The organism is Acidovorax sp. 56 (assembly GCF_002749705.1).
Classification (GTDB): Bacteria; Pseudomonadota; Gammaproteobacteria; order Burkholderiales; family Burkholderiaceae_C; genus Acidovorax.
On record NZ_PEEV01000001.1, the window covers coordinates 4794807 to 4818554 of the forward strand.

Annotated in this window: 28 protein-coding genes and 3 tRNA genes; 6 read left to right on the top strand and 25 right to left on the bottom strand. The window is 59.8% G+C overall.

All coding sequences use genetic code 11. The features are described 5' to 3' along the window. Positions 1–53 precede the first annotated feature (53 nt). The 7 genes from pth to CLU88_RS21365 all read right to left on the bottom strand — a co-directional run bounded on the left by pth (position 54) and on the right by CLU88_RS21365 (position 5981). The gene (pth, locus tag CLU88_RS21335; RefSeq protein WP_099658320.1) at positions 54–665 is read right to left on the bottom strand and encodes an aminoacyl-tRNA hydrolase; all 612 of its coding nucleotides are present in this window, start codon (positions 663–665) and stop codon (positions 54–56) included. Between the two features lie 110 nt (positions 666–775). Next, positions 776–1408 (bottom strand): 50S ribosomal protein L25/general stress protein Ctc, encoded by a 633-nt coding sequence (locus CLU88_RS21340; protein ID WP_099658321.1) that lies wholly within the window; start codon positions 1406–1408, stop codon positions 776–778. A 175-nt stretch (positions 1409–1583) separates the two neighbouring features. Next, positions 1584–2555, bottom strand: coding sequence for a ribose-phosphate pyrophosphokinase (locus tag CLU88_RS21345; protein WP_099659062.1), 972 nt, complete (start codon positions 2553–2555; stop codon positions 1584–1586). A gap of 48 nt (positions 2556–2603) precedes the next feature. Continuing rightward, a tRNA-Gln gene (locus CLU88_RS21350) sits at positions 2604–2680 on the bottom strand. 36 nt (positions 2681–2716) lie between these two features. After that, positions 2717–3568 carry a 4-(cytidine 5'-diphospho)-2-C-methyl-D-erythritol kinase gene (gene ispE, locus CLU88_RS21355; RefSeq protein WP_099658322.1) on the bottom strand — a complete coding sequence of 284 codons (852 nt, stop codon included), beginning with the start codon at positions 3566–3568 and terminating at the stop codon, positions 2717–2719. Between the two features lie 20 nt (positions 3569–3588). Then, positions 3589–4023, bottom strand: a complete 435-nt coding sequence (locus CLU88_RS21360) for a lipoprotein insertase outer membrane protein LolB (protein WP_233205547.1) — start codon at positions 4021–4023, stop codon at positions 3589–3591. A gap of 95 nt (positions 4024–4118) precedes the next feature. Further along, on the bottom strand, positions 4119–5981 hold the full coding sequence (locus CLU88_RS21365) for a tetratricopeptide repeat protein (RefSeq protein WP_233205548.1): 1863 nt from the start codon (positions 5979–5981) through the stop codon (positions 4119–4121). Here CLU88_RS21365 and mutM point away from each other — a divergent pair. From mutM to mutY, 3 genes are all read left to right on the top strand, one after another. Then, a complete protein-coding gene (mutM, locus tag CLU88_RS21370) occupies positions 5929–6741 on the top strand; it encodes a bifunctional DNA-formamidopyrimidine glycosylase/DNA-(apurinic or apyrimidinic site) lyase (protein WP_099658325.1) in 813 nt (270 codons plus the stop codon). The two genes, CLU88_RS21365 and mutM, sit on opposite strands and share 53 nt — an antisense overlap. Before the next feature lie 110 nt (positions 6742–6851). After that, entirely contained in the window at positions 6852–8813 is a 1962-nt protein-coding gene (locus tag CLU88_RS21375) for a dynamin family protein (RefSeq protein WP_099658326.1), read from the top strand. Next, positions 8810–9859 carry an A/G-specific adenine glycosylase gene (gene mutY / locus CLU88_RS21380; protein WP_199173485.1) on the top strand — a complete coding sequence of 350 codons (1050 nt, stop codon included), beginning with the start codon at positions 8810–8812 and terminating at the stop codon, positions 9857–9859. The genes CLU88_RS21375 and mutY overlap by 4 nt, the downstream gene beginning before the upstream one ends. 21 nt (positions 9860–9880) lie before the next feature. Here mutY and rapZ read toward each other — a convergent pair whose 3' ends face one another. Genes rapZ through CLU88_RS21395 form a run of 3 tightly spaced genes read right to left on the bottom strand, consistent with a single transcriptional unit; the run spans position 9881 to position 13306 of the window. Continuing rightward, positions 9881–10744, bottom strand: a complete 864-nt coding sequence (gene rapZ / locus CLU88_RS21385) for an RNase adapter RapZ (protein WP_099658327.1) — start codon at positions 10742–10744, stop codon at positions 9881–9883. Continuing rightward, positions 10734–12410, bottom strand: coding sequence for a DNA repair protein RecN (gene recN, locus CLU88_RS21390; RefSeq protein WP_099658328.1), 1677 nt, complete (start codon positions 12408–12410; stop codon positions 10734–10736). Before recN ends, rapZ begins: the two co-directional genes overlap by 11 nt. Before the next feature lie 2 nt (positions 12411–12412). Beyond that, on the bottom strand, positions 12413–13306 hold the full coding sequence (locus CLU88_RS21395; RefSeq protein ID WP_099658329.1) for an NAD kinase: 894 nt from the start codon (positions 13304–13306) through the stop codon (positions 12413–12415). 28 nt (positions 13307–13334) lie between these two features. Between CLU88_RS21395 and hrcA the strand changes: the two genes are divergently transcribed. The 3 genes from hrcA (at position 13335) to CLU88_RS21410 (ending at position 14715) form a co-directional block, all read left to right on the top strand. Then, a complete protein-coding gene (gene hrcA / locus CLU88_RS21400) occupies positions 13335–14339 on the top strand; it encodes a heat-inducible transcriptional repressor HrcA (protein WP_099658330.1) in 1005 nt (334 codons plus the stop codon). Positions 14340–14381: 42 nt separating this feature from the next. Next, positions 14382–14458: transfer RNA gene (locus CLU88_RS21405), tRNA-Ile, on the top strand. A 180-nt stretch (positions 14459–14638) separates the two neighbouring features. Beyond that, a tRNA-Arg gene (locus tag CLU88_RS21410) sits at positions 14639–14715 on the top strand. 57 nt (positions 14716–14772) lie between these two features. Here the strand turns inward: CLU88_RS21410 and CLU88_RS21415 are convergent. From CLU88_RS21415 to CLU88_RS21475, 15 genes are all read right to left on the bottom strand, one after another. Further along, positions 14773–15963, bottom strand: coding sequence for a tyrosine-type recombinase/integrase (locus tag CLU88_RS21415; RefSeq protein WP_099658331.1), 1191 nt, complete (start codon positions 15961–15963; stop codon positions 14773–14775). Positions 15964–16222: 259 nt separating this feature from the next. Continuing rightward, positions 16223–17182 carry a phage Gp37/Gp68 family protein gene (locus CLU88_RS21420; protein ID WP_099658332.1) on the bottom strand — a complete coding sequence of 320 codons (960 nt, stop codon included), beginning with the start codon at positions 17180–17182 and terminating at the stop codon, positions 16223–16225. Then, a complete protein-coding gene (locus CLU88_RS21425) occupies positions 17179–17571 on the bottom strand; it encodes an ASCH domain-containing protein (RefSeq protein ID WP_233205549.1) in 393 nt (130 codons plus the stop codon). The genes CLU88_RS21420 and CLU88_RS21425 overlap by 4 nt, the downstream gene beginning before the upstream one ends. Continuing rightward, positions 17568–18080: a hypothetical protein gene (locus CLU88_RS21430; protein WP_143226059.1), complete on the bottom strand. Its 513-nt coding sequence runs from the start codon at positions 18078–18080 to the stop codon at positions 17568–17570. The genes CLU88_RS21425 and CLU88_RS21430 overlap by 4 nt, the downstream gene beginning before the upstream one ends. Beyond that, on the bottom strand, positions 18080–18385 hold the full coding sequence (locus tag CLU88_RS21435; protein ID WP_099658334.1) for a hypothetical protein: 306 nt from the start codon (positions 18383–18385) through the stop codon (positions 18080–18082). Before CLU88_RS21435 ends, CLU88_RS21430 begins: the two co-directional genes overlap by 1 nt. Next, positions 18382–20529 (bottom strand): ParB/RepB/Spo0J family partition protein, encoded by a 2148-nt coding sequence (locus tag CLU88_RS21440; protein ID WP_099658335.1) that lies wholly within the window; start codon positions 20527–20529, stop codon positions 18382–18384. Before CLU88_RS21440 ends, CLU88_RS21435 begins: the two co-directional genes overlap by 4 nt. A 2-nt stretch (positions 20530–20531) precedes the next feature. Next, positions 20532–20867 carry a hypothetical protein gene (locus tag CLU88_RS21445; protein ID WP_099658336.1) on the bottom strand — a complete coding sequence of 112 codons (336 nt, stop codon included), beginning with the start codon at positions 20865–20867 and terminating at the stop codon, positions 20532–20534. Next, positions 20864–21550, bottom strand: a complete 687-nt coding sequence (locus CLU88_RS21450) for a hypothetical protein (RefSeq protein ID WP_099658337.1) — start codon at positions 21548–21550, stop codon at positions 20864–20866. The genes CLU88_RS21445 and CLU88_RS21450 overlap by 4 nt, the downstream gene beginning before the upstream one ends. Continuing rightward, positions 21547–21864 (bottom strand): hypothetical protein, encoded by a 318-nt coding sequence (locus CLU88_RS21455; protein ID WP_099658338.1) that lies wholly within the window; start codon positions 21862–21864, stop codon positions 21547–21549. Before CLU88_RS21455 ends, CLU88_RS21450 begins: the two co-directional genes overlap by 4 nt. Next, complete coding sequence (locus tag CLU88_RS23015) at positions 21861–21998, bottom strand: hypothetical protein (protein WP_158235623.1); 138 nt, start codon at positions 21996–21998, stop codon at positions 21861–21863. Before CLU88_RS23015 ends, CLU88_RS21455 begins: the two co-directional genes overlap by 4 nt. A gap of 2 nt (positions 21999–22000) precedes the next feature. Beyond that, a complete protein-coding gene (locus CLU88_RS23020) occupies positions 22001–22153 on the bottom strand; it encodes a hypothetical protein (protein ID WP_158235624.1) in 153 nt (50 codons plus the stop codon). Beyond that, the gene (locus CLU88_RS21460; protein ID WP_099658339.1) at positions 22150–22407 is read right to left on the bottom strand and encodes a hypothetical protein; all 258 of its coding nucleotides are present in this window, start codon (positions 22405–22407) and stop codon (positions 22150–22152) included. Before CLU88_RS21460 ends, CLU88_RS23020 begins: the two co-directional genes overlap by 4 nt. Further along, positions 22404–22610, bottom strand: coding sequence for a hypothetical protein (locus CLU88_RS21465; protein ID WP_099658340.1), 207 nt, complete (start codon positions 22608–22610; stop codon positions 22404–22406). Before CLU88_RS21465 ends, CLU88_RS21460 begins: the two co-directional genes overlap by 4 nt. Next, on the bottom strand, positions 22600–23214 hold the full coding sequence (locus CLU88_RS21470) for a hypothetical protein (RefSeq protein ID WP_099658341.1): 615 nt from the start codon (positions 23212–23214) through the stop codon (positions 22600–22602). The genes CLU88_RS21465 and CLU88_RS21470 overlap by 11 nt, the downstream gene beginning before the upstream one ends. Continuing rightward, a complete protein-coding gene (locus CLU88_RS21475; protein WP_143226060.1) occupies positions 23211–23702 on the bottom strand; it encodes a hypothetical protein in 492 nt (163 codons plus the stop codon). Before CLU88_RS21475 ends, CLU88_RS21470 begins: the two co-directional genes overlap by 4 nt. Between the last annotated feature and the right edge of the window lie 46 nt (positions 23703–23748).

Genomic DNA, 23748 nt, shown 5'->3' on the forward strand with positions numbered 1-23748 from the left:
GCTTATCAATCAAGCGCTAGAAGCTATCTAAAGCATAGCAAAATGTTGAAGTATCAGAGCGCTTCGGTAGGCCGAGGCGGCTTGGGGCGTGGGGGCTTGGTGGTGTGCACCAGCAAGGTGGCTTTGTCCATGTCGCCTGCCAGCAGGGCAGGGTGGGCCTTGAGCGAGTGGGCAATGCTGTCTTCAATCAGCGTGCGCTGGTCGGGGGCCGGCTTTTTGAGCACCCAGTGGGGGACTTCGGCTTTTTCGCCTGGGTGGCCGATGCCGATGCGCAAGCGCCAGTAGTCGGGCGAGCCCAGTTGGGCATGGATGTCTCTCAACCCATTGTGGCCAGCGTGGCTGCCGCCGCGCTTGAGCCTGACCTGGCCTGGTGGGAGGTCTAGCTCGTCGTGCACTACCAGAATCTCATCTGGCTGGATCTTGAAGAAGCGTGCCAGCGATGCGACCGATTTGCCGGAGAGGTTCATGAAGGTCTGCGGTTGCAGCAGCCAGACGCTTTGCCCGTGCACCGTGGCGCGGCCCGCCAGCCCGTAGTAGCTGCGCTCAGGCACCAAGTGCACTTTCAACTCGCGTGCCAGTGCATCAATCCACCAGAACCCGGCGTTGTGGCGCGTGGCCTCATAGTCTGGCCCGGGATTGCCCAGGCCCACAAACAGCTTGATCATGTCGGCGATTATCTGTGGAGCAGATCAAAAAAAACGGCCCACATGGGTGGGCCGTTTGGGCTGCCAACCCTGTATAGGGCAGCAGCAGGGGAGTCAATGCAAGCCTGAGCTTACTTCTTGCCCTTGCCCTTGCCCTTGGCGTCAGCCGCTGGAGCGGCTTCAGCTGGGGTGTCTTCCACCACCACTGGAGGCACCACCGACACGAGCACAGGGTTTTGCTTGTTGCCACGGATCACGGCGCTCACGCCCTTGGGCAGCTTGATGTCCTTGAGGTTCAGGGACACGCCCTTTTCCAGCTTGGACAGATCGACAGCGATGAACTCTGGCAGGTCCGAAGGCATGCAGGTCACATCGAGTTCGTTCACGATGGGGTTGACCATGCACTTGTCCACCTTGACGGCAGGGGACTCTTCTGCACCGCTGAAGTGCAGTGGCACCTTCAGGTGCAGCTTGGTCTTGTCGTCCACGCGCTGGAAGTCGATGTGCAGAACCAATTGCTTGTAGGGGTGGTATTGCACGTCGCGCAGCACAACCTTGGCAGTCTTGCCAGCCACTTCCATGTCCAGCACGCTGGAGTGAAAGGCTTCCTTCTTGAGGGCGTGCCACAGAGCGTTGTGGTCGATCTCGATCAGTTGGGGTTCCGCAGCACCGCCGTACACGATGCCAGGCGTCTTGCCCGAATTGCGCAGACGGCGGCTCGCACCCGTACCTTGCTTGGCGCGCTCAAAAGCGACGAAGTTCATAGTTAGCTCCTGGAAAGGGTCGACCGCGACCAGTCGTTCCCTGTTAAAAAAGATCTGCCTGCGTATCGCGTATGGCAGACCTACTGGGTTGTTCTCGAACGGACAAGCCTCCCGAAGGAGGCTTGTTCCAGCGTCGATGAAAAAGCGGCTTCCCTTGAGGGGAGCCCGCTGGTCATCAGGCGTTGTCTTGGTCCGAGAACAGGCTCATCACCGACTCGCCCTTGGCAATGCGCTGGATCGTCTCTGCAATCAGCGGTGCCACGGACAATTGGCGAATCTTGGAACATCCCTTGGCGGTTTCGCTCAATGGGATGGTGTTGGTCACCACGATCTCATCCAGGGCCGAGCCCTTGGAAATGCGTTCGATGGCAGGACCCGAGAAAATGGGGTGGGTACAGTAGGCGTACACCTTCTTGGCGCCGCGCTCCTTGAGCACTTCGGCGGCTTTGACCAGCGTGCCAGCCGTGTCGATCATGTCGTCCATGATGACGCAGTTGCGGCCTTCGATCTCACCGATCACGTGCATCACTTCCGAAACGTTTGCCTTGGGGCGACGCTTGTCGATGATGGCCAGATCGCAACCCAGTTGCTTGGCCAATGCGCGAGCGCGCACCACACCACCCACGTCGGGGGAGACCACAATCAGGTCTTCGTAGTTCTTTTGGCGCAGGTCACCCAGCAGCACAGGCGATGCGTAGATGTTGTCTACGGGAATATCGAAAAACCCTTGAATCTGGTCCGCGTGCAGATCCATCGTCAGCACACGGGCCACCCCGACGGCCTGCAGCATGTTGGCCACCACCTTGGCGGTGATGGGCACGCGTGTGGAGCGGGGGCGGCGGTCTTGGCGGGCGTAGCCGAAATAAGGAATCACGGCACTGATGCGCTCGGCCGATGCGCGCTTGAGCGCATCCACCATGATCAGCAATTCCATGAGGTTGTCGTTCGTTGGTGCGCAAGTGGACTGAACCACGAACACATCGCGTGCACGAACGTTTTGCTTGATTTCGACAGTGACTTCACCGTCAGAGAATCGGCCCACATCGGCTGCGCCCAATTGGGTGCCAAGGTGTTTTGCAATTTCAGCTGCCATGCCAGGATTGGCATTGCCGGTGAAAACCATGAAGTCGGGTTGGTTGGCTTGCATGAGCATCCCAGCAGTCTGAAAAAAAGCCTGTATGCGTAAACGAGAATTTGGCAGGGGAAGAAGGATTCGAACCTTCGCATGCCGGAATCAAAATCCGGTGCCTTAACCAGCTTGGCGACTCCCCTACACGGGTCAACTGCCGAAGGCAATCAACCTTAATTTCATTCTGAAACCCACCCTGCCAGAGGATGAATCATCAGATTGCCGCATGTTTTAATTTTCCATTCGCTGGGAGCGTCCTGAAAATTGACATCGCGCGGCATTTGTGCAAACACTGCACTACCCGAGCCCGTCATTCTAGCATGCATTCCTTTGGACTTCAGCCAATTTATGGCTTTTTTCACATCGGGGCACAAACTTTCTGCGACTGGCTGCAAGTCGTTACGACCAAAGTCGTAATGTGCTGCAGCAAAGCCTAAGATTGTAGCATGACTTGAATCACGCTTCAGGGCGGGTGAAGAAAAAATTGCTTTTGTCTCCAATCCGGCCTGAGGTTTGACCACCACAAACTGCGTTGGTGGTGGTTGTTGTCCTGGCTCAAGGGGCCGGATTGTCTCACCAATTCCTTCCACCCAGGCGTTGTGCCCGCGCAAAAAAAACGGAACGTCTGCACCCAATGCCAAGCCGATGCGCTCCAGGGCTGGGCGGGGAAGGTTCAGCTTCCAGAGGCGGTTGAGGGCGATCAGGGTGGTTGCTGCATCTGACGAGCCGCCGCCCATGCCAGCTTGCGCTGGAATGCTTTTTTGCACTCCAATGTGCGCGCCTGCGCGGCAGCCCGTGGCCTCTTGCAGTGCGTGGGCTGCTCGCAGGGTCAGGTCCATGGCGGGCAGTTCAGTGTCGAGATCCTCGCGGCTGAGTCTCCCGTCGGACCGCAGTTCAAAGTGGAGCGTGTCGCACCAGTCCAGCAGCATGAAGACTGACTGAAGCAGGTGATATCCGTCCTCTCTGCGGCCGGTGATATGCAAAAACAGATTCAGCTTTGCTGGGGCGGGAACGTCGTAAAGCGCTTGCATACGTTGGTGGTGAGCCTGGCTCATTGGGACAGCGAGATGCGCAGCGTCGCCTTGGGCTCGGGGAGGATCCGCTGCGCCGTGATGCGACCTTGGTGGGCCGCACTCAAGTCAGAAGTCCAGCCGGCTGCCTCTGCTTGGGAGCCCTTTAGCCAATGAAAAATGGCTTTGACTGGCAATGCTGCACCGGTCAGTTGGACCACCAGGGCGTCCAGCGAGTCGGAGCGCTGAATTTGTTGGCCGGTTTGCAAGGTCGCGGTGCCTGCATCCCAGCGCAATTGCCCCAGCGTAGTGCCCAGGGGGCTGAACAGCGTGAGCTGGCCTTTGCTTTCTTCGCCTTCCAGTTCAAACAAGGCGGCAAACGATTGGGGTGTGTCGCCTTCTACCTGTAGCGCAATGCGCCCCGACCAGAATGGAGTCTCTGCATTGGCGGTGCGAGGGGGGAGTGCGCAGCCCACAAGCCCTCCCAACAGGGTGCTTGAGATACTCAGAAGCATCCCTCTGCGCAGGGAGGATTGCGGTGCATCACATGTCAAATGGCGCGCACCACGCATCAAAATGAAACCCCGAGGCGCTTGAGCGTTTCTTTGAGCGTCTGGTTGTCGGGGTTCAGCCGCAAGCCCTCTTTCCAGATGGCTTTGGCTTTCTCTGTATTGCCCTGGCTCCAGAACACTTCACCCAGGTGGGCTGCTATTTCAGCGTCGGGCTTTTTGGAGAAGGCGGCTTGCAGCAGTTGCTGTGCCTGGGCCTTGTTGCCCAAACGGAATTCCGCCCACGCCAAGCTGTCTGTGATGAATGGGTCACCGGGGGCGAGGTCAAGGGCTTTTTGAATGAGCTGCTTGGCTTCGTTCAACCGCACCCCACGGTCTGCAAGCGAATAGCCCAGAGCGTTGTAGGCATGGTGGTAGTCGGGCTGCCGTGCGATGACTTGGCGCAGCAGCTTTTCCATGACATCCAGTCGCCCCGTTTTTTCTGCCAGCATGGCTTGGTCATAGGCCAAGTCGTTGTCTTCTGGTGACTCGTTCAGTGCTTTGCCCTGCAGCTGAAAAGCTTCTTCGTTTTGGTTGTGCTCTTTGAGCAATTGCACTTCGGCCAACAGTTTCATCCGTTGCTCTTCTGCGTTGCTGCCTGGCAGCTCTTTTAGCAAGGCCCTTGCTTCATTCATGCGCCCTTGCTTGGCCAGAATGGACGCGCGTTGGCGTTGCACGCTGAAAGAATCGTTGGGACTTTCGATGCGATCCAACCAGCCCTGCGCCGCCTTCAGGTCGCCTTGCTTTTCTGCAATTTGCGCGGCCAGCACATAGGCTTGGGTCATGATCCGCTGGTTGATCTCGGTATCACCCGCAGCTTGGGCTATGTCCATGAACTTGCGCAAGGATTCTGCTGCCAGTGTCAGCTTTTGATCCTGCACCTGCAGGCTGGCGAGCACAAACCATGCCTCTGCCATATCAGGCTTGTCTTGGGTGACTCGATGCAGTTGGTCTGATGCTTCTGTAAATTGGGATTGGGCAAGCAGAACCCGTGCATAGAGCATCCGGATTTCAGGGGCTGGGTGTTGTTGTAGAAAGTGTGTAACAAAAGGCTTGGCTTCGTTACGACCTTCATCCAGAAGCTCCAACGCGAGTCTGGCCAAACCTTCATAGGCGGGGTCGATCGCCTGCGCCTTCGCGAGACTCTCCAGCGATCCGGGTTGGTCGCCAGCGGCCAAACGCATGCGTCCCACGGTAATCCAGGCCGCCGCCCCGGTGGACGGGTTGGTTATTTCGGCTTTGAGTGCTTCTTGCACTGCTCTGGCTGCGGCAGCTTTATCGCTTACGCGCCCATACATCTGTGGGATGGCGCTCAAAATGCCGACTTTGCCGGGCGCAGGCGCTTGCTGGATGAGTTGCTGCAATGGCGCTGCGGTTTCACTGACTCTGTTGAGGGCAATCAGGATCTGGAGCACATAGCGATTGGCCTCCCGGGATTGGGGGTGGTCTTCTTGCCATGCCTTGGCTGCTGCCAACGCATATTCGCCGGAGCGTGATTGCAAGGCAATGTCGGCAGCCCGTTGATACAGCTGGCTGCTGTGGCTGCGCCGGGCGGCGTCCAGCATCAAGGCATAGCCTGCACCTGGGTCGCCCGTGCGTGTGGTGACTTCTCCAAGCAAAACTTCGTAGAAAAGGTTACCGTCTGCCGGCATACCTTCCTCTGCGACGTCGGTCGTGGCTGTTTTTTGTTTGGCTGTTTGTACTGGTTGAGCCCAACTGCAAGTCGCGGCAAGCGCCAAAACAGTGGTCAGGGGGATCAAGCGAAAGCGATGAATATGCTCCATCGAACCATAATAATCCACATGTACACCCCCTTGCTCGAAGAGACTGCATATGCCTGAGTTGCCAGAGGTTGAGGTCACTCGACGCAGCTTTGCGGACGCCATTGCGGGTGCTCAGGTACTCTCCATGCGAATGGGGAAGCCCTTGCGTTGGCCCTTGGGGTGTGAGCCGCACGCGGTGGTTGGTCGATTTGTGGTGCGGGTTCGGCGCCGTGGCAAGTACCTCTTGCTGGACCTAGATCGGGGGATGTTGCTGGTTCACTTGGGAATGTCGGGGAGTTTGCGATTTGCGTCGCATTTGCCCGAAGCGGACAAGCATGACCACTGGGATTTGGTGACTTCCAGCGGGACGCTGCGCTTGCATGACCCACGGCGTTTTGGCGCTGTGGTTTACGCAGTGGACGAGGGCGACCCTGTCGCGGTCAAGCTGCTCGGGGGGTTGGGCATGGAGCCTCTGGGAGGCGCCTTTGCCGTTGATACGTTTGTGCAAGGCGTGCGGTCGAGCCGTTTGCCAATCAAGCAACTGCTGCTTGCCGGGCGCTTGGTGGTGGGGGTGGGCAACATTTATGCGTCCGAAGCCCTTTTTCTGGCAGGCATACGCCCCACAGTGCGGTCTTCTGGGTTAACGATTGCCCGGATCAAGCACTTGCACCAGAGTATTTGCGAAGTGCTGGAGAGGGCTGTGCAAATGGGGGGAAGTAGCTTGAAGGACTTTTCTAGCGCAGATGGTGCCAGTGGCCATTTTCAGACGGCGGCTCAGGTGTATGGGCGTGCCCAAGCGCCCTGCCATGTGTGCGCCACGCCCATCAAAATGGTGCGCCAGGGTCAACGCAGTAGCTTTTATTGTCCTGTTTGCCAACGATAGTTGTAACAGCTTGATGGGCTGATCATGGGCTGCGTTATGTAGGCAGAGCGGTCGGTGCTATATTTTGTTCATGTCTGCTTGCAGACCGACTATCGCATTCCGGGAGCAAAGTGGGACCCTCATTCAACGAACAGTTCGACCAGCATGGTGCATGGCGACGTGCATTTGCTCAGCAGCTCAAGCAGCTCGCTGAGTGGATGTCTGGCCATGATCTTATGGATGCTGCTGTGCAGGAGCGGCTTCAGCGCTTGGAAAATCAGGTCCGGACTGACAAAGTCATGGTGGCCTTCGTGGCCGAGTTTTCGCGTGGCAAGTCGGAGCTGATCAACTCCATTTTCTTTGCCGACTATGGTCGGCGCATCATGCCTGCCAGCGCTGGGCGCACAACGATGTGCCCCACCGAGTTGGGTTACGACCCCGCATTCGCTCCAAGTTTGCGACTACTTCCCATTGAGACGCGTCTGCAGATGCAAGGCTTGGCAGAGTGGCGTCTTAAGCATGATCGTTGGGTTGAGATTCCGCTCGATGTGAATGACGCGGATCAGATTGCGAAAGCCCTCGAAAAAGTCGCAGAAATTCGGCGGGTGAGTCTCGACAATGCCAGGGCCTTGGGCTTTTGGCACGACGATCTTGCCGAAGAAAACCCTGTGCCAGACGCTGAAGGCATGGTGGAAGTGCCCATGTGGCGCCATGCGTTGATCAACATTCCGCATCCGTTACTTAAGCAAGGGCTGGTCATCCTGGACACGCCCGGACTTAATGCGGTTGGGGCCGAGCCAGAGCTGACGGTGAACCTGATTCCGCAGGCGCATGCCGTGGTGTTCATCCTCAGTGCGGATACCGGGGTGACCCGCTCTGATCTCTCTATTTGGCGAGAGCATCTGGCCACATCCACTGACAGCATGGACGCGCGGCTTGTTGTTCTGAACAAGATCGACACCTTGTGGGATGCCTTGAATTCGCCAGAGCAGGTGCAGGCGCAACTGGATCGCCAGTGCAGGACTTCTGCAGAGATGCTGGGCATTCCGTTGAATCAGGTGGTGCCTGTCTCAGCCCAAAAAGGACTGGTCGCAAAAATTGCCTGTGACGACCTTTTGCTGGAGTCCAGTGGACTTCCTGCATTGGAAGAGGCACTTGCGCAAGGCGTGATGGGGCGACGGCAAGCCATTTTGCGTGCCGCTGTGGCCACGGGCGTGGCCAATCTCCGCGCTGAAACATCGCGTGTCATCAACATCCGGCGCCGTGACCTCGATGACCAGATGGCGGAGCTGCGTAGCTTGCGCGGCAAGAATATCTCGGTCATTGAGAGCATGCGGCATCGCATCGAGCAGGAACAGCAGGAGTTTGATCTCAGCACTGCAAAGATTCAGGCTGTGCGCGCCGTGCACCTCAAACTGTTGCGCGAGGTGTTTCATCAGCTCGGCTCCAAGGCGCTGAAAACCGAGCTGACGGAGCTGTCGCAGTTGCTCCAGCAAAAGGGCTTGAAGCTCGGGGTACGTAAGATCTATCTGGAAACCTTTGACAGATTGCGCGGCACCTTGGACAAAGCCCAGGCTTCCGGTACCGAGATTCAGGCGATGCTGGGCGGCACATTCAGGCAATTGAATGCGGAGTTCGGGTTCTCTTTGCAAGTGCCACCGCCACCTCAGCTTGAGCACTTTTTGCACGACCTGGCCCAAATTGAGCAAAGCCATTTGCAGTACCTTGGCGTGAGCAATGCGCTGAAGCTGGCCCAACCAGAGTTTTCCGAGCGCTTAGTGCGCGCACTTGGAACGCGTTTGCGTACCGTGTACGAATCGGCAGCCAACGATCTGGAGTTGTGGAGCAAGTCTGCGACAGCACAGCTCGACGCTCAATTAAGGGAGCGTCGGCGCAGTTTCTCCCGCCGCATTGAGGCGGTGGATCGCATTCAGCAAGCTGCCAGCGGACTGGTTGAGCGCATTGCCGAAATTGAGGCGGGTGAGGATGAGTTGATTCAGCTTGAGCACCGCTTGCAGGAACTCACCGCCCAATTGATTTCGTTGCCAGAGGAAGAGCATCAAGACGCTTCATTGGACTTCTTGATCGCATGACCGTGGTTGCTGATTCAGTGGCCACGCGTGTTGTGCGGTGGCAGGTTGAGCACGGGCGCAGTCATTTGCCTTGGCAGCAAACCAGAGATCCTTACCGGGTTTGGCTCTCAGAGATCATGCTGCAGCAAACCCAGGTGGTGACAGTCCTCGACTATTACGCCCGATTTTTGGCGCGTTTTCCAGATGTGAGGGCCTTGGCGTCGGCTTCTCTGGATGAAGTCCTGGGTCTGTGGAGCGGCCTGGGATACTACAGCCGCGCACGCAATCTGCATCGCTGTGCGCAACGGGTGGTCGCAGAGTACGGCGGTCTCTTCCCCGGTACGGTTGCATTGCTGGCCGATCTCCCTGGGATTGGTCGGTCTACGGCCGGTGCCATCGCGGCTTTTTGTTTTTCACAGCGTGCCCCCATTCTGGATGCCAATGTCCGCAGGGTTCTCACGCGCCTGCTTGGATTCGGTGCGGATTTGTCCGTTGCCAAAAACGAGCGGGCTCTGTGGGACCATGCGGAATCTTTGCTGCCGGTGGATGAGCTTTCGGTGAGCATGCCGCGCTACACGCAGGGAATGATGGACTTGGGTGCCACCATCTGTGTGCCTAAGAATCCGCAGTGCCTGATATGCCCCTTGATGGGCCTGTGCGCCGCACAAAAATTGGGTGAGCCAGAGAAGTACCCTGTCAAGACACGCAAGCTCTCGCGCCGTTCTGAGTCTTGGTGGCTTTTGGTGGTGCTGCGGGACGATGGTGCCGTCTGGTTGGAAACACGTCCTCCCAAAGGCATCTGGGCAGGCCTGCAATGTGTGCCTGCATTTTCGGACCGTGATGCTTTGTGGGCGTTGGCTTCGTCACTGAGCTCTGTGGATCAAACTCGGGAAGTGGGTGCATTCCTGCACGTTTTGACGCACAGGGACCTGCACTTGCATCCCGTTGTGGCTCAGGTGCCCACAGGCTCTCGCCCCAATGGAGACGGGCAGTGGTTGACGAAAGAGCAGTGGTCCAAAACCGGTTTGCCTGCGCCGATTCGCAAAATGCTGGACGCTTTGGTCTAGCTGCTCTCGGCGTGCGGCATTTCAGCGTCCATCCAGCTCTCGGTGTCTCCGCAGAACCTTCCAGCGTGTTTCGAAGATCTGAGCCAGTTGCTCTACCAAGTACACCGAACGGTGCTGGCCTCCAGTGCATCCAATGGCCACAGTGACATAGCTCCTGTGGTTTTGTTCCAAGACGTCCAGCCAGTGGGTTAGAAATTGCTCGATGTGTTGGCGCATGGTGGATACGTCCGGCTGCTGCTTCAAAAAATCAGCCACAGGCGCATCCAACCCGGTGAGGTCTCGCAATGCGTTCTCGTAGTGAGGGTTCGGTAGCATGCGCACGTCAAACACATAGTCAGCGTCCACCGGAATGCCCCGTTTGAAGGCAAATGACTGGAACACCAGCGTCATGCCCCCCGGCGCTACGGACAACAGTCCCTTGACATAGCTTTGCAATTGGGATGCGCGGATGTTGCTGGTGTCGATGACATGGGCTTGTTCGCGCAGGTCGGCCAGCAGCTCCCGCTCCAACTCAATGATTTGCACCAGTGCTTGGCGTCCCTGTTGGGTTTCGTCGTGGGAGAGAGGGTGCCTTCGCCTTGTCTCTGAAAACCGGCGTACCAAAGTGCCTGTGGTTGCATCCAAGAACAGAGACTGAACGACGACCCCTTGGGACTTTAGTCGGTTGAGTTCTTTGGGGACCTGGGGCAACGAGGTGGCACTGCGCACATCCATCGCAATCGCCACTCTGTTGCCGTGGTGCTGATGCTCCAGAGCGACAAATGCGGTCAGCAGTTCGGGAGGCAAATTGTCGACGCAGTAGTAGCCAGCATCTTCCATGGCATGGAGCGCCACCGACTTTCCAGAACCCGACATTCCGGTGATCAACACGATTTCAAGCGCCATGGGTTTCCCCGCATTCGCTGTTGGCCGCTTGCAGCATTTCTGCGGCATGGGCCAGGCTGGTGGCCGTGGAGCGCTCGCCCCCGAGCATGCGCGCAATCTCGGCAGTTCGAGCTTCTTTGGTAACGTGCCTCACCGTGCTGGTGGTGCCTGTGCTGGATCGCAGCTTGGAGACCTGCAAATGCTGGTGGGCGTATGCGGCAACTTGTGGCAGATGGGTGACTGCCAAGACCTGCCTGTCTGCGCCCAGCTTTTGCATCAAGCGACCCACGGTCTCGGCAACGGCACCGCCCACTCCGGAATCCACTTCATCGAAGATCAACGTGGGTGCTTTGCCCAACTGGCTGGTGGTCACGGCAATGGCCAGCGAGATGCGCGATAGCTCCCCGCCAGACGCGACCTTTCCAATGGGTTTGGGGGCCATGCCAGGATGACCTGCGACGAGGAAGGACACTTCGTCCAAGCCATGCGATGCCGGCTCGTGCAGTTTGCGCAACTCCACCTCAAATTTGCCACCTTGCATGCCCAGCCCTTGCATGGCCTTGGTGATCGCCAAAGACAGCCTTGGTGCCGCCTTGGTTCTTTGCACTGACAAGGCCCTGGCCGCAGCGTGAAAGGCTTTGCCGCTGGCATCCGCTTTGGTCACAAGAGCGGCGAGATCACTGGAGGCGTCCAGCTGTGCCAGCGAAGTTTTCCAGTCCTTGAGCAGAGCCGGTAGGTCGCGCGGGGGGCGCTTGTGCCTGCGGGCCAGTTGGAGCCATTGCGAAATCCGTGCATCCAGCTCTGCCAATCGTGTGGGATCAATCTCAGTGCGCCGCAAATAGCTTTGCAATGAGTGTGCAACATCGCTAGCTTGGGCCAAGCTGGATGCCAGTATGTTGGCCATGCTGCTGAAATCGGCCTCGATACGCTCTTGATTTTGTAGCAGAAGATGAGACCTGGAAAGCGCTGCCAGCACACCGGAGTCTTCGTCTTCCAAGAGGTCAATGGCCGACTGCGCGGCTTCGATCAATGCATGGGCGTTGGACAGGCGTTTGTGCGTTGACTCCAGCTCATCCCATTCATCGGGCTGCGGGGCGAGCTTGTCCAGTTCTGAAATTTGCCACTGAAGACGGTCGCGCTCCTGTTGCAGCGTAGCCTGCGCTTCGTGCGCTTGTTGTGCAGCTTTTTGATCTTGCCGCCACTGTGCCCAGAGCGCTGCCGTCAAACTGGGATCTGTGTTGGCATAGGCATCCAGCAGTCCACGGACAGACTCGGGGCGGGTCAAACTCTGCCACGCGTGCTGCCCATGGATGTCCAGCAACTGCTCCCCCAAAGCCCGCAATTGGGTGGCTGTGACAGGGGTGCCGTTCATCCAAGCGCGACTTCTACCGTGGGTATCCACCGTGCGCCGCAACAAAACGGTGCTGTCGGCATCAATGCCCAAATGCTCCAGCCACGGCCGCAAATGGTCTGGTACGTCAAATTCTGCACAGATGTCCGCCTTGGTGGCGCGCTCTCTTACTACGCTGGCATCTGTCCGGGAGCCTAAGGCGATTTGCAAGGCATCCACCAAGATGGATTTGCCTGCACCGGTCTCCCCTGTCAGAACGGTAAATCCCTCTTGCAACTCCAGTTCAAGCGATTCCACGATGACAAAATCGCGCAGCACCATCCGCTTGAGTGACATGGTCAGGACCCTCCCTCATTCCAGCGGAGCTTTTTCCTCAATGTCGCAAAGTAGTTCCAGCCGACCGGGTGCAAAAAGCGCACGCAATGCTCCGACCTGCGCACAAGGATGCGATCTCCGTGCTGAAGCGAGGCCAGCGATTGCATATCAAAATTGGCGCTGACATCGCGTCCGCTCACCACTTCCACCGCCACCTCGGTCGCGTCAGATAGAACAATGGGGCGATTGGACAATGTGTGGGGGGCAATAGGAACCAGCACCCAGCCTGGAATAGAGGGGTGAAGCATGGGGCCGCCAGCAGACAAAGAGTACGCTGTGGACCCCGTAGGTGATGCAATGATCAAGCCGTCAGCACGCTGATTGGATACGAACCTGCCTCCCACTTCCACGCGTAACTCCACCATGCCAGAGGTTCCGCCTCGGTTTACCACCACATCGTTCATGGCAAAGGCTTCGAAAACCATTTCATCGTTGCGCATGACCCTGGCGTGCATCAATGGCCGGGAATCTTCTTCATATTCACCTCGCAACATGGGCCCCAGTGTGGTCTGATAGGCATCGAAAGGGATATCGGTGATAAAGCCCAATCGACCTTGGTTAATCCCAATCAGCGGCGTACCGTGCCGAGCAAGCCTTCTGGCAATCCCAAGCATGGTGCCGTCACCTCCAACGACCAGCCCGACATCACAGTTGGCAATCGCATCAACCTCTATGGACGCATATTGCCGCAGACCTGTGTTCGCAGCGGTCTCGGCCTCCAGCATGACTTCACAGCCCATATGGGTCATGAAGCTGGCAATTTCTTCCAGAGCCTGCAAGCTGCTGTCAGTCATGCCGGACGCTGCAGAGGCTTGGTATTTGCCAATCAAGGCGACGCGACGGAGTTTCGGGGTCATTTGGAAATTACATCATTAAAATCAAACAATGCTCGATGACCGTGCCAAGTTGTTGCTCAAAGCGCTTGTCGAGCGCTATATCGCTGATGGGCAGCCCGTAGGCTCGCGCACCCTTTCACGTGCGTCCGGGCTGGACCTTTCTCCTGCCACGATCCGCAATGTGATGTCGGATCTGGAGGAGTTGGGGCTGATCGCCAGCCCACACACCTCCGCCGGGCGTATTCCGACAGCCCGGGGCTACCGGCTTTTTGTGGACACGATGCTCACGGTTCAGCGCGACGGGCTGGATGCGCCGCAACTGAGGCCAGAGCAGCCGCAAAAGGTCATTGCCAATGCAGCCCATTTGCTCTCAAACTTATCTCAGTTTGTGGGCGTGGTCATGGCACCGCGCCGTACCTCGGTGTTTCGGCACATTGAGTTCTTGCGGCTCTCTGAGCGACGCTTTCTGGTCATCATCGTCTCCCCTGAAGGTGACGTTCAGAACCGCGTGATCTTTACGGACGCCGACTATTCCCAGTCACAGTTGATAGAGGCCGCCAACTTTCTCAATGCCCACTATGCGGGGCTCGCGATGGAGCAGGTGCGCGAGCGCCTCAAGTCAGAGGTGGATTTGCTGCGAGGAGAAATCGCTGCATTGATGCAAGCGGCGGTGACTGTCAGCTCTGAGGTGCTTTCACAAGCGCAAGATGAAGTCGTGATTTCTGGCGAGCGCAACCTGCTGTCCGTCAGTGACTTCTCCAGCGACATGGGCAACCTGCGCAGGGCCTTCGACCTTTTTGAGCAAAAGACGCAGATACTGCGGTTGCTCGACATCTCCAGCCAGGCAGAGGGTGTGCGTATCTACATTGGCGGTGAAAGCCAAGTGGTGCCATTTGAAGAGCTGTCTGTTGTAAGTGCGCCTTACGAAGTCGATGGCAAAGTGGTTGGCACTCTGGGGGTGATTGGGCCTACGCGCATGCCGTATGACAAGATGATTCAGATCGTGGACATCACCTCCAAGTTGGTCTCCAACGCGCTCAGCTACCGCAAATAAACACCTTACAATCCGGGGCTTCCGCGAGAGCGGGTTGGTACCGGGGCGTTAGCTCAGTTGGTTAGAGCAGAGGACTCATAATCCTTTGGTCGCGGGTTCAAGTCCCTCACGCCCTACCAAAGCCAGCGGTTGTCTGCACTCTTACTTTTTTATGAAAAATTGAGATTTTGGGGAAAACACCCATCAGAGTGCATTACAATCTGAGGCATGCGATGAAGTTGATGTCTTTGTTAAGTTGACAGAAACAAGTTGCATAAATTTTTAAAGTTATAAAAATTTATGCTATAATTCAAAGCTTAGCGGCTGTAGCTCAGCTGGATAGAGTACTTGGCTACGAACCAAGGGGTCGTGGGTTCGATTCCTGCCAGCCGCACCAATAGGTAAGCCCTGCAAGTCTTTGATTTGCAGGGCTTTTTCCTTTGTGGCGTAGGTTTCAAGCTACGCGCTCCAATGCCCGTTGGGGGACTTTTGGGGGACCATCCCCACCAGCAATACGCGCCTGGTGTTCAGCGCGCAGTGTTGCCAACGATTTATTCCATGCTCCCGAGTCGGCGGTGATCTTCTCAAGCGCCCCATGCAGCTCCACGATCTGTGCCGTGCTGTAGTGCTGGGTCATGCTCCGGGTGCTGTGCCACAGCACATCGGAAATCGTGCCTTCTGGCACGCCCGCTTCCCGCAGCCGCATCCCAACGGTGTGGCGCAGGTCGTGCACGTGCAGATCACCAAGCCCCGCTTCCGCCCGTGCGTTTTGCCAGCCCGTGTTGTTCATGGTCTGGATGCGCCGGTACTTCATCAGCGGTGCCTTCTCGGTGTTGACCTTGCGCTCGCGTCGGTACACGAACACATAGCGCGGGTGTTTCCCGCGCATGGACTCGATGACCGATTGAGCGACCGAGTTGCACACCACAAGGCGTCCGCGCCTCTTGCCCTTGACGTGCTCGCGGGGCACATCGAACACCGATATGCCCAGCTCGGGGATCTGGATCTCCCAAGCCCACTCCAGGCTGCAGACCACGTCGTCGCGCACGCCAGTGTTCAGAACGAACAGCGCCATGCGGGCTAGATGGTCGGGCAGCAGCGGCAGCAGCTTGCGCTGTTGTTGCCAGCTGATAGGGGCGGGGTCACGCTGGTGGCCGACAAGCGGAAGCAGGGTGATCTTCGGGGCGCCTTCAAGCCACGTTTTGCCATTTTCATCACGCCAGGAGGTTGCGGCCAGATTGAGAATCCGGCGCACTACGCCCAAAGCGAGATTGATGGTCTTGTGTGCGCGGCCTTCTTTCTTCCGCGCAGCGACATACGGTGCCAAGGTGGCATCGTGGATCTGCGCGAGTTCAAGTTGGCCGATGAAGGGCATGATCGATTTCAGCAAGATGGCCTCGGTTACGAGTGAGGCTTTGTCCTGGTTCGTCAGCAGGTAGTGTGCTGCCACGCCGTCGAAGATGCGCGTTTGGCGGGCTCCGTGGAGCACCACTTCACGCTTGTCGGCCAGCTGCTTGATCAGCCAGCGCTCCGCCTCTTCATAACTAACGAGGCCGCGTTGGCGAATGCGCTCACCGCGCCACCACTTGTCGACTTGCCAGGTATTGTTTTTGTCGGGGTAGATGCCCGTTTGTCTTTGGCCCATGTGTTCCTTCCTTTCTCTTCTGTGGGCCGTCCGTTCCTGGCCGCATTGTGCGCGCTATCGTTCGCCGCGTCTTGTGGTGCTGGTTGCTCGCCTTGGGCCTCGGCTTTCATCGTGTCGAACAAGCGGTCGAGGTCTTGCTTGTCGTAGATGAGGCACACGCCCTGGTGCAGGCCCGTCAGGCGGGGCGCCCAGTTCGACTCCCATGTGCGGCGCTTGACGCCGACGTAGGTCATGGCTTCTTGTTGCGTGAGGCCGCGCTTCATGAGGGGAACCCGTCCCAGGTGCGGCCGTCCAATTTGCGGCCTGCAGCCTTCTTCCCCACCTTTTCCATTAAGGTCTCGCACATCGAGTGCGTGCCTTCGCACGGTCGCTTGGCTCCATTTGGCGATATTGCGTAGGCATGGGATGGGCTGGGACCCGCTTCGGCCCACTCGCCCCACTGCTTGAACAGGAACGGCACGCCAGCGTCTGCGCACTGATCGCGCAGGCTTCGGGCCCAATCGGGGTGCATGGGCCGCGTCCCTGGGCCGCTCTCGCCGCCGACTATCACCCAGTCCAGCGCAGGGACGTCATCAGTGGGTGCGCCTTCGTCATCCACGCAGTCGGTCGTTCCTTTGAGGGGATAGATTTCAGCATCGCCGCTGAAAACCTCAATGTGCGTGAGATCCACTGGCCCCAGCAGCGGCTCCATGCTCAGAAAGTGCACGCGAGCTGGCACGTCCAGCAGCTTTGGAATATCGCGGTCGGCCTCGGCTTGGTTCACGATGGTGGCGCCGATCCAGACGTTGTCAGGCCATGCGCGAGCGGAATCCAGATAGGCCTCGCTGTAGAGGCTGCGTGCGTTGCCTATGCGCTTGGTCAGCAGTAGCCAGTCAAGGTTTGGCGTCGCGGCGATCAGGTCGAACAGGTCGCGCCGCCACTGCACCGGCACCGCGTTGTCGAACACATCAGCGAGGGATGCGCAAAACACCCGCTGGCGGTGACCATGCTGGGTCATGAAGGCGTCGGCCTGGGCATCCCACCGCTTGGGCAGTGCCCAGTTCGTGGCACTAGTGCGGCGGCGCGGCGCACCTGGTCCCCAGTTGATGGCTGTACCGCCGCCGAAGCGGGTATTGCGCGCCTCGGCATAGCAGTTGTCGCAACCTGGGCTGACTTTCTGGCACCCCTCCCATGGGTTGAAAGTGTGGTCGCACCACTCGATCTTGGTGTTTTCGCTCATGATGAAACCGCCTCTTTTGGAACATTGAAGAATCCCAAGCGCCCCTTCCAGGGAACAAAGGGAATGGGGCTGCTGTCGCGCAGCACAAAGCCTTGGGTGCCGTCCTGCTTCCAGGGCGAAGGGTGGTGCTGGCGGCAGTCTGTGACGTGCGTCCAGCCGACGAACCCACCGCGCGGCAGGTCTTCGTATGCGGGCATGCTGGCGGGCAGCAGGCCCATGCGCAGCAGCTCCTCGCAGGTCTCGTCGTAGTAGCGGCGGGCCATCGTTTGGCCTGCGTGCACCAGCAATCGGCCCCGGAAATTGGTAGGCCAGTCGCGGTTTTCGATGTCTTTGAAGCCGTTGACGATGAGCCAAGCCCAGGGCTGGCGGATACTGAGTGCGGGGATCATGCTGCTGTCTCCATGCCGATATCTGCGGGCGATACGTTCAGCAGTTGCCCGCCGCCCTGGCTTTGCATCTGTGCGATGACACGCTTGGTGGCGTTCTGCAACTCAGCAGCGGTGAGTTGGCGCAGCTGGTGGTCGTGCAGGTCCAGCGCGCTGGTGATGGCGTCGATCTCGTAGAGCTGCAACTCCGTGGGATGCCATTCGTCCAGTTCGTTGCCTCGGCTCAAGATGGCTTTGATGACGATCAGCGCGGCCTCGATGTGGCCCTTCATCCCGCGCACGTAGCCCAGCCGCTCAATCTCCAGGGCGATGAGCAGTGTGGTGCGCAGGGTTTGCACCTGCAGTTCGGTGGCAACGCCCTCGCGTGCCCGGGCTGCGCAGTGGTTGACGGCGCCCATGGTCTCGCGGATCTCGGCCTCTGTGAGGCGGGATGCGCGCACCAGGGCTTTGAACATGGTATTCACAGGCGCCGGTTGGCGGCGCTGAGGGATGCGGTAGCGTGGCAGGCCCATCACGCGCCACCTTTCGTTTCTTCGGCGGGCTGTCCTATCAGATCGCGCAAGATCTTCAGTGCATGGCGAACGCCGACAAGCAGGCAATCATTGCAAACGTGCTCCCGGTCAGCGAGCCCGCCGCCATTGCGCTGCACGCTGAAGTGCACAGACAGCTGTGGAGACTGCTCGTAAAACCGGCCTTCGCCTCGCTCCGTGAGTCGGTGGGCGCTGATTTCAACCAAGTCGGTGAGGGCGAACCGAGCTTGGCTGGCGGCAACGCCTCTGAGAGCGCCGCAGCAGTGGCAGTAGTCGAGGCGGTTCATTGCGCAGCCTCCAGTTCGGTGTAGTCCACGGTCAGTTCCATGGGCTCGGGTTTTTTCCCTGGGAAGGGCCACGGGTCGAGCAGCGTTACCACCCACTTGCGACCGCTGGAGCGCACGATGGTGGCTGTGTGGTCCTTGCACTGGATCATGCCGCCCGACGGGCCTTTGACGTTGGTCTTGAGTTTGACCGTTTGACCCTCGGTGAAGTTGTTGGGCGTTTCGGCTTGCTGCATGGCCTGGGCGATGCCCGCCAGTACCTCGGCCTTGCTGGCTTTGCCGGTGCCATCCACCGTCTTGCCTTTGCCCTTGGGTTTGAGCGTAGGCTTGGCTTTGTCTGCGGGGGCTGCAGCATCGGCGTCGGCCTCGGCCGCACGCTCGACGGCTTCGGCGTTCATTGCCTGCTGCACCTCGCGCTTTATGTCGCCGATATCGACCTTGGCGATGGGCGCAACAGACTCCAGGTGCAGCGCTTCGTCGGCTGGGCGGTTGTACAGGCGCTCCCAGTCGAACGCGGCGGCGAGCATGAGCAGCACCATGTTCTGCTGTCGGGGGGCGCCCTGGGCAGCGCTGCGCACAGCGGCTTCCAGTGCGTCATCGTCGAAGTGCGCGGGCAACTGGAAGATGGCGCGCAGGGCTGAGTCGTCTGTTTCCCGCGCCAGGGTGAGGATCACGCGATAGGCCGCCTGCTCGGGCAGATGGTCGAATGACTCGGGCTCGGCATCCACGCGCAGGCCCTCGATGGTGGCGCGCACTGCGGCGCTGCGCCAGCGTTGCTGGTATTCATCCTCCAGCTCTTCTTTGGTGCGTGTGGGTGCCTTCTTGTCGGCCTTGCCCGCCGCGCCCTTGGCCTGCAGTGCTTCGCCTGCAGCGCGCACGGGCACGGCCTCCACTACGCCGCCTGTGGGCGTTTCGATCAGCACCACCTTGCCCTGGGGCACTTCCTGGCCCAGTACCTCGCGCATGGGCTCTGTGCTGCCCTTCTTGGGCTTGTCCAGCAGGATGTAGCCCTTGGGGGTGGCGCCTTCAGTGGGCATCAGCTCGCGGGCTTCGCGGCCCGTGATGATCTTGCGGCCCTTGGCATGGGCGTCGGCCTTCAGGCGCTCGTAGTGGGCGTCCTTCTTGTCGGCAAAACAGGCGGTGTCCGTACAGACGTCTGCACCGGCCTTGTCCCACAGCTCGGAGTTGGCGCCCGTGCGCTTGGGGCACTGCATGCAAGAGCCAACGATGGGGATCAGCTTCGCATCGTCCAGGGCGAACGGGGCCTGGGTGAGGTCGGTCATGTAGTTGCGCTGCGCGAGATCCTTGGCGCTGCGGTGGCTGAGAGGCCCGCCATCGGGTCCGCCTGTGAGTACCTTCTTGGTGTACTCGGTCTGCAGAGCCGGAGTAGGGCGCTGCGCGACGAGCAGGGCCACGCTGCGCTTGAGTACGCCAGCCTTGATCGCCGCGATGGCTTCAGGGCAGAGCGTGAGCAGGCGCAGGCTTTCAAAGACGTGCGTGCGGCTCTTGCGGATCGCGTCGGCCACCGCGTCGCGCGTCAGGCTGAAGTCGTCAACCAGGTGCTGGATGCCGCGTGCCTCGTCCAGGGGGTTGAGGTCTTTGCGGTGCAGGTTCTCAATGAGCTGCATGACCACGGCTGTGGTGTTGTCGGCCTCCCGCACCAGCACGGGCACCTGGCGCAGGCCTGCGATGCGGGCCGCGACAAAGCGGCGCTCGCCCGCGATGATTTCATGCGTAGCGTGGCGGGTGGCTTCGTCCTCGAACGTGTCTTGCAGGCGCTCAGCGGGCAGGCAGCGCACGAGCAGTGGCGTGAGCACGCCGTGCAGCTTCATGGTTGCGGCCATCTCCAGCAAGTCTTCGTCTTCAGCGATGTGCCGGTTGGTCTTGCTGCGCACCAAGCATGTGAGCGGCAGCGTGTTGTTTGCTGGCTGGGCATTGGCCTTGCCCGTGTCCAGCACAGTGAAGTCGGCCATGGGCAGCGTTGCAAGTACTTCGCCGCACTGGATCTGGTACTGCCGCCCGCCTGGGGTCTTGCCGATGATCTCGCCCTCCATGCCCGCCTGGGGGTGGGGCTTGCCGCCCTTGAGGGTGGTGGCGTCGTCGTTGATGCGGGCCTTGCGGCCAATGAGTGGGTCTTTGGTGGCCATGGTCACGCCGAGGTTTTGTTGAAGGCGGTGCGGCTGGGCAGTGCGTAGGCATCTGCCGAGCCTCTGCGGTGCGGGTTGGTGCGCAGCTCGGGGCAGGTGTAGGGCGCACCGCCCACCACCGTGCTGTTGCGCACGGGCTTGTCCCAGGTGGCTACTTCCAGGCGCTCGTCCATGCGGCGCTGGGCCTCACGCACCTGGGCGCTGGTGGTCTTGTCGATGGGCTGCAGGCCGTTCGTGCGCAGCGCGGGCGGTGGCCCGTGGATGAGGTGGACGCCTGTGGTGTTGGGTTTGGTCAGGCGCAGAGTGTCTGCCGCTGGGGAGATTGGGCGCCGCTTCATGCTGGGATCTCCACTCGCACGCCTGGGATGCGCCATTGCCGTTCAGCCCAGCCACCCAGCACCAGCTGCTGCAGGTGGCGCATGTCGTGGTCGTTTTCGATGACCAGATTGGGGGCAAAGCCTTCACCGCTCACCTCGCTCACATGCGCGGCGCTGCCCACTTCACAGCCCGGGCGCTTGATTTGCCAGATCTGCCCGCCAAGGGCGCGCACGAGGCGGGCTTCGTCGTCAAAGCGCACATCCGTAATGACGATGAGCCGGGTGCCCAATGTCTCGTGCATGTAGCAGATGCGCTGAGCTGCCTTGCTGACCCAGTAGCCAGGCTGTGCGGCGCGGCGGTACTCGGTGCCCCACCATTGCATGATCTGGCGCGGGCTCCGTGGCGCGTTCAGGAACTCTGAACTCATGCTGAAAACCGGGTGCTGGTTCAGTATGAGTACGCGGCCCACGAACGCCGTATCAAGGCAGCGAGACAGCGCAAGGGCGCTCATGGGGTGCTCTTTTGTCTCGCGGCGTGTGAGGAACACCTGCTCGATGCTGAAGGCGTCAGAGATCTCGCAGCGCAGGGCGTCTGCAAATGCCAGCTTGCGGGCGTTGCAGTGCGTAGCCAGCAGGTCGGCCACAGTGTCTTTGCCGCTGCCGATGGGGCCCGTCAGGCCGATGATGGTGGTGGATTCGTTCATTCCAGGTCCTTTCGGGTGGATGGGGCTTGATAGGGCAGGCCGATGTGTGCGGCGTCGCAGTCGAGGCGGCGGGCGCGAAAGCGTGGGTTGGTTGCGTCCAGCTCGGCCACCTGGCCGCGCAGGCTGCGGGCCAGGGCGTTGGCCGCGAAGTGGCTAGCAGGGCTACCGTTGGGGTAGACGTGGCGGGCCACAACGTGCTGGCCCGATTCGGAGTCGGTCAGGTGCACGTCGAGCACAGGCAGGCCAGCCCTGGTGGTGCCGCAGATCGCCGACGTGACCGGGCCGCGTATGCGCAGCTGCAGGGCGCCGGTCATTGCTTGCCCCGTGGCCGCTTGCGGCGCTCGCGCAGGGCCATGTCCATGTGCGTGGCTGCTGAGGTGCGCACGTGGTTGCAGTCGAAGCTCCACCAGTTGCGCAGGTATGTCAGCAAGAAAACAAAGATGCGCATGGCTACACCCCCAGGGCAATGCGGGTGATGACGCCAGCGGCGGTGCCCAGCAGCGCCAGGCACAGCGCACCCAGGGATATGCGCACGGCCACGCGAAGGCCGCGTTTGTTGGCGCGGCGTGGCTTCAGGTGGATGAGCTGGATGGGGGCGCTCATGGCTTGTCCCCTGCTGCGTCGAACACCGAGTGCACAATGCGCCGCGTTTCGTGTGTGCCAAGGGCCTTGCTGAACGCCGCGCTTAGCTCCTGGGTTTGCGTAGGGGTGAGCACCTTCACGCGCAGCCCATCGTGGAATACCTGCGCGAAGATGCTGCCGCCTTCTTCCAGGTGCTTTTGCTCAAGCTCTTCGATCACCTTGCGCTGCTGTGGCGAGGTGATGATGGTGGTCGAGGACTGTTGGGGGCGCTTCATCGTTTTGGCCCCGCTGTGATGCTGCGGTTGTTGGGAAAGCGGCTGAACGCTTTGTCCATGACTGCACCGGTGCTACTGCTGAGCATCGTGTGCTCTTTGCCGTCAACCTTCACGATGAAGAAGCGTCTGTCGCCCAGATTCGGGCAGGGGTTGGCGCTGCCCGATGTGAAGTAGATGACTTGGCCGCTGGTGCTATTGCGCATGTGCAGCCTCCCCATATTGAGCGGGCGAGTACTGGTGCTTGGCTTGCACTTGCACCATCTGCTCATCCCAGCCGGGCTGGTTGAGTCGCAGCTTTACTTGAATGCCCTCTATCCCGGGCCGTCGGTTGTGTAGGTAGTGGGTCAGATCAATGATCCGATCACCGAGCATGTAGTGGGGTGGCGTGCGGCCCGCCTGCGTCATGTTGTTCTCGATCATCAGCACCGTCAGGCCCGGCCACTCCTCGGCTACGCGCTCGGGGTTGCCCCCGAAGATGCCCTCAAATTCATAGGTCTCCATGCGAGTACCCACGCCGCCCAGCTTTTGGATGGCTGCGATGCAGGCCTGGGCGTACCTTGTTTTGCCGCACGCTTGGGGGCCGATGAGGTGCCACACCACGTATGGGGCAGGGTTTCGGGCTCCGAAAACGGCAAGGCCTGAGGCTGTCGCCTTCAGCTCTTGATCGAGTAGCCCGCGTGTCTGCAGGGCTCGACGGGTAGCGGCATGTTTGAGGGGGCCACCGGTCAGGCCCTGGATGCTGGGCTGGCGGGTGATGATGTTGCGCAGCATGGCGCGCATCGCTGGCGAGAGGCGTTGGGCGGTCATGCGGCACTGCCTTCCAGCACCTTGCCGACATGAGCCTGCAGCAGCGCCAACTCCAGCCGTGCGCGCACGCGGGGCGTGCAGAAGAAGTCCACGTCGGCCAGGGCCACGTGCTTGGTGCCCTCGCAGCCCCATTCGCACTCGAACAGCGCGGTGTCATCGTCCGCGTCGCCCTGCTTGATCAGCTCGCGGGCCTCTGTGATGTTGTGAATGAAGCCGCTATCGCACCAGCTGGTGGTGTCGATGTTCCAGGCCAGGGCCAGCAGGGCCTCAAGGTGTACGTCTGGACGCTTGCCTGTAGGGCAGTCGAAGAAAACCCAGCGCTCTTGCAGCGGGCAGTCGCGCTTGCACATCGAATCGGGCAGCGAGACGATGGCTCGGTATAGGCGACCGTGCGCTTGGTAGTGGGCGGGGAAGGGTTGGCCTGCGGGTGGCCGGGGTGTGTTGGCTTGCTTTGCGAGGCTGCTGCAAGCTGTACCGATGAATGACATGAAACCTCCATCGCCCGGGGTGGGCGTGGAGGCAGTATAGCAAAGC

Excerpts from the sequence above, each read along its gene's own strand:
- mutY (WP_199173485.1), top strand. The coding sequence starts at position 8,810 with ATGACCGTGGTTGCTGATTCAGTGGCCACGCGTGTTGTGCGGTGGCAG.
- CLU88_RS21340 (WP_099658321.1), bottom strand. The coding sequence starts at position 1,408 with ATGAACTTCGTCGCTTTTGAGCGCGCCAAGCAAGGTACGGGTGCGAGC.
- CLU88_RS21470 (WP_099658341.1), bottom strand. The coding sequence starts at position 23,214 with ATGACCGCCCAACGCCTCTCGCCAGCGATGCGCGCCATGCTGCGCAAC.
- recN (WP_099658328.1), bottom strand. The coding sequence starts at position 12,410 with ATGTCACTCAAGCGGATGGTGCTGCGCGATTTTGTCATCGTGGAATCG.
- CLU88_RS21435 (WP_099658334.1), bottom strand. The coding sequence starts at position 18,385 with ATGAACCGCCTCGACTACTGCCACTGCTGCGGCGCTCTCAGAGGCGTT.
- hrcA (WP_099658330.1), top strand. The coding sequence starts at position 13,335 with ATGCTCGATGACCGTGCCAAGTTGTTGCTCAAAGCGCTTGTCGAGCGC.
- CLU88_RS21420 (WP_099658332.1), bottom strand. The coding sequence starts at position 17,182 with ATGAGCGAAAACACCAAGATCGAGTGGTGCGACCACACTTTCAACCCA.
- CLU88_RS21415 (WP_099658331.1), bottom strand. The coding sequence starts at position 15,963 with ATGGGCCAAAGACAAACGGGCATCTACCCCGACAAAAACAATACCTGG.
- CLU88_RS21460 (WP_099658339.1), bottom strand. The coding sequence starts at position 22,407 with ATGAAGCGCCCCCAACAGTCCTCGACCACCATCATCACCTCGCCACAG.
- CLU88_RS21475 (WP_143226060.1), bottom strand. The coding sequence starts at position 23,702 with ATGTCATTCATCGGTACAGCTTGCAGCAGCCTCGCAAAGCAAGCCAAC.
- CLU88_RS21445 (WP_099658336.1), bottom strand. The coding sequence starts at position 20,867 with ATGAAGCGGCGCCCAATCTCCCCAGCGGCAGACACTCTGCGCCTGACC.
- mutM (WP_099658325.1), top strand. The coding sequence starts at position 5,929 with ATGCCTGAGTTGCCAGAGGTTGAGGTCACTCGACGCAGCTTTGCGGAC.
- CLU88_RS23020 (WP_158235624.1), bottom strand. The coding sequence starts at position 22,153 with ATGAGCGCCCCCATCCAGCTCATCCACCTGAAGCCACGCCGCGCCAAC.
- CLU88_RS21395 (WP_099658329.1), bottom strand. The coding sequence starts at position 13,306 with ATGACCCCGAAACTCCGTCGCGTCGCCTTGATTGGCAAATACCAAGCC.
- CLU88_RS21465 (WP_099658340.1), bottom strand. The coding sequence starts at position 22,610 with ATGCGCAATAGCACCAGCGGCCAAGTCATCTACTTCACATCGGGCAGC.
- CLU88_RS21425 (WP_233205549.1), bottom strand. The coding sequence starts at position 17,571 with ATGATCCCCGCACTCAGTATCCGCCAGCCCTGGGCTTGGCTCATCGTC.
- rapZ (WP_099658327.1), bottom strand. The coding sequence starts at position 10,744 with ATGGCGCTTGAAATCGTGTTGATCACCGGAATGTCGGGTTCTGGAAAG.
- ispE (WP_099658322.1), bottom strand. The coding sequence starts at position 3,568 with ATGCAAGCGCTTTACGACGTTCCCGCCCCAGCAAAGCTGAATCTGTTT.
- CLU88_RS21450 (WP_099658337.1), bottom strand. The coding sequence starts at position 21,550 with ATGAACGAATCCACCACCATCATCGGCCTGACGGGCCCCATCGGCAGC.
- CLU88_RS21430 (WP_143226059.1), bottom strand. The coding sequence starts at position 18,080 with ATGGGCCTGCCACGCTACCGCATCCCTCAGCGCCGCCAACCGGCGCCT.
- CLU88_RS21455 (WP_099658338.1), bottom strand. The coding sequence starts at position 21,864 with ATGACCGGCGCCCTGCAGCTGCGCATACGCGGCCCGGTCACGTCGGCG.
- CLU88_RS23015 (WP_158235623.1), bottom strand. The coding sequence starts at position 21,998 with ATGCGCATCTTTGTTTTCTTGCTGACATACCTGCGCAACTGGTGGAGC.
- CLU88_RS21345 (WP_099659062.1), bottom strand. The coding sequence starts at position 2,555 with ATGCAAGCCAACCAACCCGACTTCATGGTTTTCACCGGCAATGCCAAT.
- CLU88_RS21440 (WP_099658335.1), bottom strand. The coding sequence starts at position 20,529 with ATGGCCACCAAAGACCCACTCATTGGCCGCAAGGCCCGCATCAACGAC.
- pth (WP_099658320.1), bottom strand. The coding sequence starts at position 665 with ATGATCAAGCTGTTTGTGGGCCTGGGCAATCCCGGGCCAGACTATGAG.
- CLU88_RS21365 (WP_233205548.1), bottom strand. The coding sequence starts at position 5,981 with ATGGCGTCCGCAAAGCTGCGTCGAGTGACCTCAACCTCTGGCAACTCA.